Genomic DNA, 14,367 nt, shown 5'->3' with positions numbered 1-14,367 from the left:
TAGGCGGTTAGGGCTATTACTGTCAATACATTTATTAATTTTTGTGTGAAATTGTTAAATAAAACTTATAATGGGGCCCTATTTTGCCTTTTCTGACTTTTTATCGCTGGATATACTCTATTTTATGATTTACGATCTACATTCTCATACCACAGCCTCTGACGGCTCTTTAAGTCCAGCTGAATTAGTCCAGCGCGCGGTTGAACATCGTGTTGATGTGTTCGCTATTACCGATCACGATACCACTAATGGCTTACAAGAAGCCCATGATACGATTGCCGCACATGGATTGCCTATTACTCTGATCAATGGTGTTGAAGTTTCAACTAACTGGCAAAACCATGAAATTCATGTCGTTGGCTTGAATGTTGACCTCGCGAACCCTATGTTGCAGGCATTCTTAGCTGAACAGCGCCATAAACGCGAAGAGCGCGCGGTTGAAATGGGTAATCGTTTAGCTAAAGCGCGTATTTTTGGTGCCTATGAAGGCGCTAAAGCGCTTGCTGGCGATGCCAGTATCACGCGTAGTCACTTTGCTCAATATTTGGTTGAGCAAGGCGTTGAGAATACCTTCCAAAATGTATTTAAACGTTTCTTAGCTAAGGGGAAAACTGGTTACGTGCCACCCAACTGGGCAACAATTGAGCAAACGATAGAAATAATACATCAATCTGGTGGGCAAGCTGTACTGGCTCATCCGCTGCAGTATAAACTGTCGACTAAATGGATTAAAAGATTATTAGCGGCCTTCGAAGAAGCGGGTGGTGATGCCCTCGAAGTGGGACAGCCACAACAAGGCATTACCGAGCGCACCCTGTTGGCCAGTTATGGTCGCGATTATAATTTAGCTGGGTCTGTTGGTTCTGATTTTCATCGACCAAGCAGCTGGACTGAGTTAGGCCGCAATTTATATATCCCCAAAGATTGTACCCCTGTGTGGTCGTCTTGGCCTGATGCTAAACCAGTCTCTACTGTCGAGCAAAGTGCTTAAGTAGTGCGAGGAACTCAAGCTAACCCGGCATGAGTTAGCATGACTAAATAATAGTTAGCGGCATCAGCAAGGGTCATTAAACAGTTAAGGAATCATTATTATGAGTCAATTTTTTTACGTGCATCCTGATAATCCGCAAGCGCGTTTAATCAGTCAGGCCGTTGCTATTTTACGTGATGGTGGCGTGATCATTTATCCAACCGATTCTGGCTATGCGCTAGGTTGTCATATTGGTGACAAAAACGCATTAGAGCGTATTTGTAAGATCCGTAAGTTAGATAAAGATCATAATTTTACCTTGTTGTGCCGTGATTTATCAGAACTGTCGTTATACGCACGTGTTGAGAACCAGGCTTACCGTGCGCTTAAAAATAATACCCCAGGTCCATTTACGTTTATTTTTAAAGGCACCAAAGAAGTACCACGTCGTTTAATGAATCCGAAGCGTAAAACCATCGGTATTCGTGTGCCTGATAACACCATTGCGTTAGCATTATTAGATGCACTCGGTGAACCTATGATGTCGACGTCGTTAATTTTACCGGGTAACGAAGGTGCAGAGTTTGATCCTGAAGCGATCCGAGACCAACTTGAAAACCAAGTCGAGCTGATTATCAATGGCGGCTACTTAGGTGAGCAAGTAACAACGGTTGTGGATTATTCGGAAGGTGATGCCGTTATTCTTCGTCAAGGTGCTGGTGATGCATCTTCTTTCGTGTAACCCGTGGTAGAGTCTAGCGCTGCGATTGCCAAGGTTAATGGCGAGTTATTACGTAAAGTTCCCAAGGATTTGTTTATTCCGCCAGATGCGCTGAGTGTATTCTTAGACGCATTTGAAGGACCATTAGATTTATTACTGTATTTAATTAAAAAGCAAAAACTCGATATTCTGCAGTTACCGATGCAACAAATTACTGCGCAATACATGGAATACGTGGATCTAATGACTACGTTGAAAATTGAACTTGCCGGTGAGTATTTGGTGATGGCTGCCTTGCTCGCGGAAATCAAGTCGCGTTTGCTACTACCTAAATTAGTGGTGGCAGAAGAAGAACTCGACGATCCACGTTTAGTGCTGATCAGACAGTTACAAGAATACGAAATATTTAAGAATGCGGCAGAAGATTTGGACCAGCATCCAAGGATCCAGCGCGATATTTTTGTTGCAAACGCACAGCTGCCAGAAAATATTACTACTACACCGTTATTAGCTGAAGTATCTCTGCGAGACTTGGCGTATAATCTGCAAAAATTGCTCAAGAAAGCAGAACACTTCGAGCATCATCAGATCCAACGTGAAGTATTAACCACGCGTGAAAAGATGACCCATATATTGGCATTACTGCAAGATGGTAAAGTGCGAACCTTCCATCAAGTGCTCGATCCTAAAGAAGGTCGACGCGGTATTGTGGTGAGTTTTCTGGCGATCCTTGAGTTACTTAAAGAGTCTTTAATTAGCCTTATCCAGAATAATCCTTTGGGTGAGATATACTTAAGTTTAGCCGAATAAGTATGGATCAGAGTGTGAATACAACACCTTATAAACAGATTATTGAAGCAGCTATTTTTGTTGCCAAGAAACCGTTATCATTAGCGGCTTTATGCCGTGATGTGCTTGCCGACGAAGATTTAAGCCGTCAGCAAGTGACCGCCTATATTGCCGAAATAAGCGCGGATTACCATGATAAAGGTATCGAACTGGTAGAAGTTGCCAGTGGTTATCGCTTTCAAGCGCGTTCCTATTTAACGCCTTGGTTGCAGCGTATGTTGCAAGATAAACCGGCGAAATATTCGCGCGCGACATTAGAAACATTAGCATTGATTGCTTATCGTCAACCCGTGAGTCGGGGTGATATTGAAGCAGTTCGTGGGGTCGCGGTGAGCAGCCAAACGATCCATTCGCTTGAAGAGCGTGAATGGATCAAAGTAATTGGCCGCAAAGAAGTACCGGGTAGACCGGCTTTGTATGCGACAACGACCCAATTCTTGGATTACTTTGGTATTAAAAGTATCCAAGAGTTACCCCCATTGGACGAAGCGTTATTGGCTAAATTAGCCGCCATGGACGAAGAAACATTGTTAGATATTTAAAGAATATTGTTAGATATCGAATACATACAACATTTTATAATTGCGAAATAAGATCGTAACTTAATATTTAGGAAAACTGATGAGTGAAAAGCTACAGAAAGTACTAGCACGTGCTGGTTTAGGTTCCCGTCGTGAGATGGAAGCTGTGATCGCAGAAGGCCGTGTCAGCGTTAATGGTGAAATGGTTACATTAGGTAGCCGTGTTGAAGAAGTGGATAAAATACGTCTCGACGGTAATCCGGTAAGTGTGGTCAAGGAAGAAGACGCTGTATGTCGTATTCTTGCATACCATAAACCTGAAGGTGAGTTATGTACGCGTAAAGATCCAGAAGGTCGTAAGACTGTATTTGATCGTCTACCGCCACTTAAGAGTGGTCGTTGGATCGCGATTGGTCGTCTTGATATCAATACATCGGGTCTATTGCTCTTTACTACAGATGGTGAGCTAGCAAACCGTCTAATGCACCCTAGTCACGAAGTAGAGCGTGAATACTCTTGTCGTATCTTTGGTGAAGTAACGCCAAAAATAATTCAAAACCTGCGTATGGGTGTTGAATTAGAAGATGGTCCTGCCAAATTCCAAAAGATTAAAGGTGTTGCAGAGGGAACTGGCGGCGAAGGTCTTAACCAATGGTACAATGTATTATTGAGTGAAGGTCGTAACCGTGAAGTACGTCGTTTATGGGAATCTCAAGGTATTCAGGTAAGCCGTCTTATCCGTATCCGTTATGGTTCTTTAGTACTTGATCGCCGTTTACCACGTGGCGGTTGGTCAGAGTTAGCACTTGAAGAAATTAACTATTTACGTACCCTGGTTTCATTACCACCAGAAACAACCGCGCGTAGCTTAGAGCGTAAAGAGACACGTATTCGTCAAGGTCGTATCCGTCGTTCATTGAAAAACAATGACGCACGTCAAAAGCCGACGAGAAGCGGTCGATTGGGTAAAGAAATCGAAGAAACCACTGAATCGCGTGGTAAAAGTCGTACTAAGCCTACAGGTTCTGGTATCCCGCTCCATAGAGGTAAGAAAGGCCCAGCTAAACAGCAGCGCGGCCCTAAAGCGAAAAAACGTACTCGTATCTAATTACACGTTTTAAGCACAACGCTTTGGTTATAACAGAATAAACTTTACTGCTAACGCGCTAACCTTGTTATCTGATTGATACAGGGCTAGCGCGTTTTTTTATGCCTCATGACTAATTCGACTCGTTTGATAACTTGAAATGAGAGCCGCCAACGAAAGTGGTCGGTCAAAATAATAGCCTTGAACCAAGTCACAGCGATAATGACGAAGATGGTCATACTGCTCTTTTGTTTCAACCCCTTCGGCGATCACCGTTAAATCACAGAATTGACCAATGGCGATGATTGTTTTTACTAACGACTCACTTTGGTCATTGGTCAGTAATTTATCAATAAATGAACGATCAATTTTTATTTCATCGATTGGCAGGTTGCTCAAGTAGCTTAATGATGAGTAGCCAGTACCAAAGTCATCAAGTGACAACTTCATCCCACTGTTGCGGATAGATTGCAAAACGGGCTGTACTTTAGCTAAATCGTTAATCAGCACGTTTTCTGTGATCTCTAACGTAATGAGGCGGTTATCAACGGCCATTTCATTAGTGAGATTAATAACATTGCTGACAAAATCGGGTTCCATCAATTGCTTAGGTGAAATATTAATGGATAGGTGCAATTGAGTATTGCTGCGATTATTAAACTGTAAAATATCCTGTAACGATTTTTTAATGACAAAGTTACCGATGTCGTTGATTATACCCACATCTTCAGCTACTTGAATAAACTCCACAGGTGAAACATGTCCCAGTTTGGTATTGTACCAACGTACTAATGCTTCAACGCCGTAAATCTGTCCTGTTGCAGCATCAATTTGTGGTTGATAAAGCACGTCTAATTCATTCTTCGCTATCGCTAAATGTAATTCAGATTCGAGTAATAGATCCCGTTGTACTTGGGTATTGATAGTGTCATTAAAAAATAAAAAGTGGCCCTTTTGTTGTAATTTTGATTTATACAGCACGATATCAGCCTTACTAATTAGTTGCTCGGCAACATGACCATCATCTGGATACATAGCAACACCGATACTGCAACTTGAGTAAATTGATTTACCATTAATAACAAAGTGTTGTTTGAAGATCTCTGATATATGCTTGGCTTTTCTCTCCGCATCGGCTAAATTTTCTAGTTCTGGGAAACAAAAAATAAATTCGTCGCCACCAAAACGAGCAACACTATCTCCTGCAGATAACATCTGATTGAATATAGTGCCGAGTGTCGCGAGTAACTCATCACCAACAGAATGCCCATAAAGGTCATTTATTTTCTTAAAATCATCGAGGTCGACAAACATGATGGCTAATTTTTTATTGTTTTTATTTGAAAGAGCAATGCCTTGTTCTATTTTAATATCGAGTAATATTCGGTTTGGTAGTTTCGTCAACGAATCGTGTAATGCTTGATATTGCAATTGCTCTTTAACTTTATTTAACTCAGAAAAATCGGTGCTAATTTGGTTTTCGTACAAGGCAAAACGACGGCCTAAATAATTAGCTAAGAAAAGCGACAAGGTAACAAAAAACAAGGTGACGAATAAACTTAGCCATAAAATTTCGGATAACTGATCCTGATGTTGTTGGCTAATCGCTTTTTCACGTGTGGTAAGGTAATTTTCAATGTCGCTAATATAGACCCCTGAGCCAATTGCCCATTCCCAGTCTGGCAACCCCACTATATAGCTAATTTTATCAGTGGGTTGAGCGGTGCTCGGCATCTCTGAACTGGTATAATGTAGGTAGTCCTCCCCCTGCTTAGCCACGAATACAATATTCTGCATTACAGCAAGGCTGTGATTATTATTGTTATTATATCTTTTTAGGTCTTTTGGATTATGAGATAAATAGTTACCTTGATAATCGATAACAAAAATATAACGATTGGTGCCATAACTTATATTGGATATTCGCTGTAATAGACGTTGTTTAATGTCATTTTCTACATCTATCACATATTCACCTGTACCGATGAACCAATCATAAGGTGAAAAATGTTTACTAAAACCAATTTTTTCAAAATCTTTATTTTTGTTCTGTGGTTTTTCAAACCACCATCGGGAGAAACCTTCGCCCTTACTTTTCGCTAACTGTCCCATGTCTCGGACAACGTAGTTCCCCTTTATATCCTGATAATCCCACTTTGAAGTTCCCTCGATTACAGGCAGTGTCGAGTGCATGACATTAAGACCATTGGTTTTATAAATGAAATAATAACCACGTCCTTGATTAAAACGAATACTTCTCAAAGCGTCGGTAATTAATTTGGTGACTTGGACTTCGGATTTATGTTTATTTGCTTCATAAATAGTCGTGGCAATACGGTGGGCCTGATACACACGGGCTTTAATGTCTTTTTTTAATAAGGCTCTAGTACTGTTTTTTTCGTAATTTATGTCTTGAACAAGCTGCTGAACCTGAAACTTTACTAACTCTTTTTCTGTTTTTATAAAATCTTGGCGAAGTGTTTTTATATCATCTTTTAGTGTCGCTTGATTATTGCTAATAATAATCACGTTAACCAAGATAGCGAAGATAATGACAATAATAGGGGGGATTACTTTTATTAACCGCAGTATCTTTAGATCATGAGTCATTTGTATTGAATAGCTTACGGTTGATTATTAGAGTTTAGCAATATAATAAAAACAGCTAACAAAAGAAAGGTTTCTGGTTTAATAAAACCAGAAACTACTATTTTTTGGCTAGGACAGGCTGATTTATTTAAAACAATTTTTGGTTGGGCTTAATCTCACGTTAAAATGTTTGGACGTAGGAGCAACTCAGATGTATCAATTATTTAGGTATTCGCTATTAAGATTGCTTATGACGTAGCGCTTGCACATCATTGCCACTTGGTTGCTGAAAAGCCTGCAAACCAAATGCCGGTAATACCGAGAAGATATGGTCAAAGATATCGGCTTGTATGTCTTCATAAAACGCCCAGCGAATTTCCTCGGTAAAAATATAGATCTCGATTGGCATGCCTTGTGTTGTTGGTGCTAATTGTCTGACCAATAGTGTCATGTCTTTACGTACTTTTGGATGCTGCTGTAAATACACTAATAAATAAGCACGAAATGTACCTATATTGGTCAAACCACGGCTGTTTACTGCTTGCTCATTTTCATTGAAATCGAGATTGAAAGTATTGATATCAAAGCTTTTGTCTGCAAGATAGTTTTTCAATAAATGAATATTACTAAGACGTTGTAACTCATCTTTGGTTAAAAAACCGATGCTTTGAATATCAATAAACAGGCTTCGTTTGATACGGCGGCCGCCCGATTCACTCATGCCACGCCAGTTTTTGAAGGCGTCAGACACTAAAGCATAGGCAGGCAACATGGTAATGGTTTTATCAAAGTTACGCACTTTCACTGTCGTCAATGAGACTTCCTCAACAGTACCATCAGCCCCGTATTTATCCATTTGGATCCAATCACCTTTGGTCACCATCTGATTGGTGGCTAATTGAATACCAGCGACAAAACCCAAAATGGTATCCTTGAATATCAGCATGATGAAACCAGTCGCGACACCAAGACCACTTAAGAAGTAGAGAGGCGATTGGTTGGACAAAATTGAGATGGTAATAATGGCTGTCACAAAAAATAAAAATAATTTAATTAATTGCAGAAAGCTGGTGATCGGTAATCGCTGTGTTGCCGTATGCTTGTCTGTTATTTCAGCAATGGCATTCAGTACCGCATAAACTGCGCGGACAAATAAGATCACTAACAGCGCGCTAAGCAGACGACCGAAGACTTCGGTAATAAAGGGGGACAGTACTGTAAACAGTGGTAATAGAATATCAATGACCCATAGCGGCACTAACAAGGCAAACTTCTCTAATACGCCGTGAGCGACGAAGGTATCATCCCAAGTTACTTTAGATCGCACCGACATCAGCTTCATGGCTTTAATGACAATACGTTTAACCAACAAGTATGAGGCGGCAGCCAAGCTCAAACATAGAACAACCAGTATTAAGTTATAAGTGTTTGAATCAGCTTTGTTTAATGTATCGCTATCAGCGAGCCACTGGGAAATGATTAACCTTAATTCTTGATCCAATTTGGATATCCTTGCTAGTGCCGAGCGGCGGTAAGTGACGTTAATATTTAGTGTTCAGAGTTACTCGATGGTAGGCAATAGATTGTTTTTTATCAAGTGCTTATCTCGATTTTTATTTAATTTCAACCTGAAATATTCATTTACTGACAAGGTTTTAGTCGTAAATTCTGAGTTAATGGCTCGTAGATAAAGAACATACAAATTGTAATTATTTCACCAAAATTGATTTTGCTAATAGCATAAAACAATTATTTAACATACATTACACAGGTTTTTATCATTTGGAGAGGGAAGGCACATAACATGGCAATGAAGCTTATTTTAGTTATCTTGTTTGGATTGGCACCTGCAACGTTTGCGTTTGCATCAGGTGGCGGTGGGGAAATCGTTGATCTCACTACGTCCAGAATAGGCTATTTTTCTGTAATTATCTTTACTTGCGCATACTTGCTGGTAATGGCAGAAGAGCACTTACATTTACGAAAATCAAAACCTGTGCTGGTGGCGGCGGGTATTATTTGGGCCCTCATTGGTTGGCACTATGCTAGCTTAGGCATGTCAGATATAGCTGAGGCTGCATTTAGGCATAACCTGTTAGAGTATGCCGAACTATTGCTGTTCTTACTGGTTGCGATGACTTACATCAATGCGATGGAAGAACGTCAGTTATTTGATGCATTACGTAGCTGGATGTTAGGTAAAGGTCTTGATCTTAGAGGCTTATTTTGGCTAACCGGTATTCTCGCATTCTTTATTTCGCCGATTGCCGATAACTTAACCACGGCTTTGCTTATGTGCGCGGTGGTAATGAAAGTTGCAGGGGAAGATAAAAAGTTTATTAACCTTGCTTGTATTAATATCGTTGTTGCCGCGAATGCGGGTGGTGCGTTCAGTCCATTTGGTGATATTACAACGCTAATGGTATGGCAAAAGGGCATGGTCGAATTTAACGAATTCGCTGCGTTATTCTTACCATCTGTGGTTAACTTCATTGTACCTGCTACGATCATGACGTTCTTCATTCCTAAAAATGCCAAGTTATCTGGTGTACAAGAAATCGTATATACCAAGCGTGGTGCGAAGCGTATTGTGTTGTTATTCCTACTGACTGTTGCATCAGCTGTTGCTGCACACAGCGTGTTACACATGCCACCAGTACTGGGTATGATGACAGGTCTGGGTTATCTGCAATTCTTCGGATACTTCTTGCGTAAAACGCTGCCAATCTCGTTAGAGCGGAAACGTGCGAAAGCCGAATTAGCGAATGATGAAAAAACCTTAGAACAGCTCGGTGGTGTGGTGCCATTTGATGTTTTCAACAAGGTTGCTAAAGCCGAATGGGATACCTTGTTATTCTTCTACGGCGTGATCATGTGTGTGGGTGGTTTAGGCTTTATGGGTTATCTCAGTCTGGCTTCTGGCATCATGTACGGCACGTGGGATACCACGGTTGCCAACGTTACAATCGGTCTGTTATCGGCGGTTGTTGATAATATTCCGGTGATGTTTGCGGTATTAAGCATGGAGCCTGATATGTCACTGGGGCAATGGTTATTAGTGACGTTAACAGCGGGTGTGGGCGGTAGTTTACTGTCTATCGGTTCTGCTGCTGGTGTGGCACTGATGGGCCAAGCGCGTGGAATGTACACTTTTGCAGGGCACTTACGTTGGGCGCCAGTGATTGCACTGGGTTACATCGCTTCGATTATTTGCCATCTATGGCTGAATGACGCGTTGTTTTAATTTGTAATGAATAAACAAATCAACCTGTGATTGATAAACAGAACTAACCCCATACTTGTAGGTTAGTTCTGTTTTTTATTTGTCTTTGATATTCAGATTTTCTATTTATCTTCCTATTGCATATATTAACTATTCTTATCAATCTCATCTGCTTGCGTCTGTACGGCATATTGCAATTGTTCTTCTAGCGCATCATGCTCTGGTTTATCCTTGATCGACATACTCAATTCGCTGTCATCGAATACGTCAGAACATTGTAAGATCTCGACCATGTCAGAGGCGATATCGGGGACTGAGTCAATCATAGTACTGGCAATATCGACGGCATATTCAGGGATACTTTCTGCTAGTTGACTCACATAATCATTAACCGCACTTTCAATGTTCGCAGTCGCATCACCCGGTGTTGCTTCTTCACTTTCAATGAGGTTACTGACGTAGGCTTCCGCGACCACATTGGATGACTCTGGTAAGGCTTCTGATACTGCCAAAGCGAAGTCGGCGGACTGGGTAGGAGAGATATCGGTTAAACGGTTATATAGCTCTGTTGCCGTTTGTTCAGAAGCCGCTGCGGTACGATCGACAGGACGCATATCATCTAATGAATCAGACAGATTTATCATGTACTGGTCGGTCATTTCGAGCAATTCGTCTTGATGATCGTCAACCATGTTTTCAGCGGCAATTTCCATCATATCAATACCGTTGTCTGGCATTGAGTTAGCGATGGCAACAATAATATCAGTAAATTGATCAGGACGCTCGGTGGTGATCCAGTCGACTAATTCCTCAGCCTGTTCTGGCGAGGCATTGGTTAATGCTTCGGCAATATGAATACTCATCTCTGGTGCGGCTGCTGTGATCGCACGGTATAGACGGCTAATATCAATTTCGTCAATGGTACTTAGTGCCGCGGCTAAGTTTGAGGCATCATTAGGGTCGCGCATGGCTAAAGTTTTAGCCATGTTTACGGCGGCAGCGGGATTGTTAGCGGCCAAACTAATAGCCACTTCAACTTCTGTTGTTTGTTCAAAAGAAGGCTGAGCATACTGAGTACGAGGATCCAGTTCTGATGCCACGCCCGATGGGGTTTGCATGATGAAGTTTTCTTGTTCATCGCGCGGTAATGCTGTCTGCTTGAACATATTACCAATGATCAAAGCCAGTAACGTCATGGCCGTTATGCTAATAAATGAAAATAATGCGGCACTGCCAAACATATTCATGGCGATTGACGCGAGATTGGGTCCCAGAATACTACCCAGTGCATAAATGAGTAATAACGAGCCCATTGCCGCGAGGATCTGTTCTTTTAATACTTTATCGAAGGTTTCTGACATGCTCATTGGGTAGAGGCAAGCGGTTAGCCCCATCACGACAGAAATCGTTAATAAGCTGAGATTAAATTGTGATGAACTAATCAGTTGCGGCACTAATAAAGACAATGCAGCAATGGCTAATACCATACATAACATGGTTTTACGACGGTCAAAGCGGTCGGACAAATAGGCTATTGGATATTGAAAAACTATGGCACCAAAGATAGATGCCCCCATAAATATAGATAAACTGAAATCTTGAATCCCATTATCACTGGCAAAAATAGGCAGCATGTTGACTAAACCGGCATACAGAAAGCCGCCATAAAAACAACAGATAACCCCGAGCGGTGACAGTTTTATAATGGTCATTAAGGACATGGACTGGCTGTCTTCAATCTGTGGCGCTTGATGCTTGCTGATCACCATAGGGGTAATAGAAAGACTAAATAGAATACCGGAGATAACAAACAAGGTGACATCGGTGACGGGGGCCACGTTTAACAAAAACTGCCCAGAGAATAACGCAGACATAATCACCATCTGGTTAATTGATAATATTTTTCCACGGCTTTCCTCTGTGGCGCTATGACTTAACCAGCTATCGAGCGTGGCGTTGGCACAGGCGATGCAAAACCCAGTCAGCATGCGCATAGCGGCTAACATTAATGGCTCTGGATACAGGCCAGAAAGTAAGATAGCCACCGAGGTTAAGCTACCGCACATGGCAAATATGCGAATGTGACCAACCCGTTGTAATAGCCTGCGACTATAGATAGCACCCAGTAAGAAGCCCACTGACAGCATAGATAAGATAATACCTATGTTATCGACGCTGATACCGTTACTTTGCATGCGTACAGGCAATAGGATATTACTCAAACCATAACCAAGCATGAGCAAGAAGCCACTAATGAGCAGTAATATGAAAGGTTTAAGGGTTGTGACCACAGGCGTATTCTCTTCTTTATTTAATCTAAAATTGTTTATTAATAATTCCTGTAAGCTTTATAACATATAACTAACAAATGATGGCATCAGATTACGTTTTTGTATTGATATAGTCGTATATAGAGGTGACCAATACTCACTTAACGCTAAAGTGCCAAATTAGTTTGGTTGTTTCATAGCTAAGTTATTTCAGCTTAATCATCATGTTAATTTATCATTATTTTGAAGAGTGGCTGATGAGCAGGCAATGAAGATTTACCATGGTATCAACAGCATATTCGAACTAATGAGCCACATACCTTAAAGATTAAACATGATGACGATTAAAGGTGGCGGCTTCGCAGGAATAAGATGTACGGCTGGGTATTTTTTATATCTTTACACTTTGTTCGTTTTTCGGTGAGGTAAACGTAAATTTTGAATATGTTGCTTGGGAATATAAGGCATTATTATTCAAAAAGAAGGGCAATTTATTTTTTTAAAGCATTAGTATCGAGGCTTGTAGGACCCGCAGTTAAGACGAGTATGGAGATGGACTAGATAGTAGTCAGTGTAGCATTAGGATTAAATTTGATGTGAATGATGACTTGAATTTATCAGCGGATATGTTCCCTCATAATCTTAGCTCTATATTGCATATTGATAACCCTTTAAGAGAAAGTCAGGTGCCATATTTAGAGATTGCAGCTTTTGAAAGAACAGGCCCATATGATAATAATCCTTTTCATGAAGATTTAATTGATGGTTTTGTAGTTGGCGTTGAAAGTTCGATCGTTAGCTCGCTTTTTGAAAAAAGAAGTAATGATTCTTTGCGCTATGTGGGTAGTTGCAGCGGATATGATGAGATAGTCGATAGTTGCATTATGCGCTTCAGCTATCGTGGTATACAGTTTCAATATCATCTTTATAGGAATCAAATTTCTCGTGAAACTTATGAAAAGATAACCTTACTTTTAAAAACAAAAACGGATAGCTGGCTTGTAAATTAATTCATAAAAGATATGTAAATTGTGAGTTTATCTATAGTACGAATGAAATTATTAGTAATGTTGGTCGGCCCCGTGTAATCAAAGGGTTGGTGAACAGATAAAATCAAACAACAAACATTAATTAAGGATGATTATGTTTTACAAACCCAATAACTATAACAAGCTTATAGTATTAAGTTTAACAACTTTACTACTCACCGCCTGTGGTAGTGAAAATACCCCTTTTTCACCTTTGGTGGCGCTGAATAAAAGCAGTGATTACCCTACAAATGAACTGAAGCTGTATGTTTCTGTATATGGTATTGCTGATAACGAATTATATGTCAGTGCCAGTATTCAGGATCGTAACTCTGAGAACCTCAAACTTGATGCACTGGATAAACTAACGGTATCAGTGGATGGCACGGAAACTGACGTGATCTACAGTTCTGGTCAATATCATACTGCATCAATTCAGCATTCAACTGTAATCAGTGAGTTATCAGTCACCTTTAGTCGAGATAATGCATTAATTGCATCTGAGCGTATTACCAAGCTCCCTTTACCTTTTACTCCAACTGCAAGTTACAGTAATGAAACTATCGCCGTAAACTGGGCAGTGGAAGATAATGTTAGCTATAAATTATTGGGGCAGGCGCTAGTGTGCAGTAACGGACAGGGCGATTATCGTCAGGAGGCATTGCCGGAACTAGATGGTCTGCCCAAGGATATAAGTAGCGGCCAATATAGCGACACACTTAATATCGTCTTTGGTGCAAGTGAGGCGCAGTTGGTGGCAGGTTATGATCACTGTCAGGTGGATATGACTATTACGGCAAAGTTGTCGGGTGTATTGCCAACCACTCAAGGCGGCAACAATATTACGTTAGATACAGGATTAAAACGCTCTGTTACTGTAACGCTAAAATAAGTTGTTGCTGAACTATCAAATTTAGGGGTTGATGTAAAAGGTTTAAAGTTTATAGGATATTATTTCATGAAGCTGACCATGCACTACAACCTAGTTCGACACTTGGATATATTTTTAATAAACGTAAGTTTGAGACGCCTGTAATAAATATAACAAATGATTTTATGAGTACAAATTTTGGTGAACCATATAGGGCTGATCACAATTCGATCAGACT

Annotated in this window: 11 protein-coding genes; 8 read left to right on the top strand and 3 right to left on the bottom strand. The window is 40.7% G+C overall.

Going from position 1 to position 14,367, the window contains the following annotated elements; all coding sequences use genetic code 11:
• The first annotated feature begins 124 nt into the window (after positions 1-124).
• The 5 genes from HRT96_RS04970 to rluB all read left to right on the top strand — a co-directional run bounded on the left by HRT96_RS04970 (position 125) and on the right by rluB (position 4,169).
• Positions 125-991, top strand: a complete 867-nt coding sequence (locus tag HRT96_RS04970) for a PHP domain-containing protein (protein WP_293153078.1) — start codon at positions 125-127, stop codon at positions 989-991.
• 100 nt (positions 992-1,091) lie between these two features.
• Entirely contained in the window at positions 1,092-1,712 is a 621-nt protein-coding gene (locus tag HRT96_RS04965; RefSeq protein ID WP_293153075.1) for an L-threonylcarbamoyladenylate synthase, read from the top strand.
• Between the two features lie 3 nt (positions 1,713-1,715).
• Positions 1,716-2,501, top strand: a complete 786-nt coding sequence (locus tag HRT96_RS04960; protein ID WP_293153072.1) for a ScpA family protein — start codon at positions 1,716-1,718, stop codon at positions 2,499-2,501.
• A gap of 2 nt (positions 2,502-2,503) precedes the next feature.
• The gene (gene scpB / locus HRT96_RS04955) at positions 2,504-3,082 is read left to right on the top strand and encodes an SMC-Scp complex subunit ScpB (protein ID WP_293153069.1); all 579 of its coding nucleotides are present in this window, start codon (positions 2,504-2,506) and stop codon (positions 3,080-3,082) included.
• 79 nt (positions 3,083-3,161) lie between these two features.
• Entirely contained in the window at positions 3,162-4,169 is a 1,008-nt protein-coding gene (gene rluB / locus HRT96_RS04950; RefSeq protein ID WP_293153066.1) for a 23S rRNA pseudouridine(2605) synthase RluB, read from the top strand.
• A gap of 99 nt (positions 4,170-4,268) precedes the next feature.
• Here the strand turns inward: rluB and HRT96_RS04945 are convergent, their stop codons facing one another.
• Together HRT96_RS04945 and HRT96_RS04940 are read right to left on the bottom strand one after the other, a co-directional pair.
• Positions 4,269-6,758: a cache domain-containing protein gene (locus HRT96_RS04945; RefSeq protein ID WP_293153063.1), complete on the bottom strand. Its 2,490-nt coding sequence runs from the start codon at positions 6,756-6,758 to the stop codon at positions 4,269-4,271.
• A 217-nt stretch (positions 6,759-6,975) separates the two neighbouring features.
• Positions 6,976-8,238: a mechanosensitive ion channel family protein gene (locus HRT96_RS04940; protein WP_293153060.1), complete on the bottom strand. Its 1,263-nt coding sequence runs from the start codon at positions 8,236-8,238 to the stop codon at positions 6,976-6,978.
• Positions 8,239-8,541: 303 nt separating this feature from the next.
• Between HRT96_RS04940 and nhaD the strand changes: the two genes are divergently transcribed.
• The gene (gene nhaD, locus HRT96_RS04935; protein ID WP_293153057.1) at positions 8,542-9,981 is read left to right on the top strand and encodes a sodium:proton antiporter NhaD; all 1,440 of its coding nucleotides are present in this window, start codon (positions 8,542-8,544) and stop codon (positions 9,979-9,981) included.
• A 125-nt stretch (positions 9,982-10,106) separates the two neighbouring features.
• Here the strand turns inward: nhaD and HRT96_RS04930 are convergent, their stop codons facing one another.
• The gene (locus HRT96_RS04930; protein ID WP_293153054.1) at positions 10,107-12,251 is read right to left on the bottom strand and encodes an MFS transporter; all 2,145 of its coding nucleotides are present in this window, start codon (positions 12,249-12,251) and stop codon (positions 10,107-10,109) included.
• A gap of 575 nt (positions 12,252-12,826) precedes the next feature.
• Between HRT96_RS04930 and HRT96_RS04925 the strand changes: the two genes are divergently transcribed.
• Both HRT96_RS04925 and HRT96_RS04920 read left to right on the top strand, forming a co-directional pair.
• Positions 12,827-13,240, top strand: coding sequence for a hypothetical protein (locus HRT96_RS04925; RefSeq protein WP_293153051.1), 414 nt, complete (start codon positions 12,827-12,829; stop codon positions 13,238-13,240).
• A gap of 133 nt (positions 13,241-13,373) precedes the next feature.
• The gene (locus HRT96_RS04920; RefSeq protein ID WP_293153048.1) at positions 13,374-14,150 is read left to right on the top strand and encodes a hypothetical protein; all 777 of its coding nucleotides are present in this window, start codon (positions 13,374-13,376) and stop codon (positions 14,148-14,150) included.
• Positions 14,151-14,367: the final 217 nt, after the last annotated feature.

The sequence above is a fragment of the Moritella sp. genome (assembly GCF_013215705.1).
Lineage (GTDB): Bacteria > Pseudomonadota > Gammaproteobacteria > Enterobacterales > Moritellaceae > Moritella.
The sequence above is the reverse complement of the archived record's forward strand: the minus strand, read 5'-3'. Positions and strand labels throughout refer to the sequence as shown.

Coding starts and splice junctions, on each gene's coding strand:
- scpB (WP_293153069.1), top strand. CDS start 2,504: ATGGATCAGAGTGTGAATACAACACCTTATAAACAGATTATTGAAGCA.
- nhaD (WP_293153057.1), top strand. CDS start 8,542: ATGGCAATGAAGCTTATTTTAGTTATCTTGTTTGGATTGGCACCTGCA.
- HRT96_RS04970 (WP_293153078.1), top strand. CDS start 125: ATGATTTACGATCTACATTCTCATACCACAGCCTCTGACGGCTCTTTA.
- HRT96_RS04945 (WP_293153063.1), bottom strand. CDS start 6,758: ATGACTCATGATCTAAAGATACTGCGGTTAATAAAAGTAATCCCCCCT.
- HRT96_RS04920 (WP_293153048.1), top strand. CDS start 13,374: ATGTTTTACAAACCCAATAACTATAACAAGCTTATAGTATTAAGTTTA.
- HRT96_RS04965 (WP_293153075.1), top strand. CDS start 1,092: ATGAGTCAATTTTTTTACGTGCATCCTGATAATCCGCAAGCGCGTTTA.
- rluB (WP_293153066.1), top strand. CDS start 3,162: ATGAGTGAAAAGCTACAGAAAGTACTAGCACGTGCTGGTTTAGGTTCC.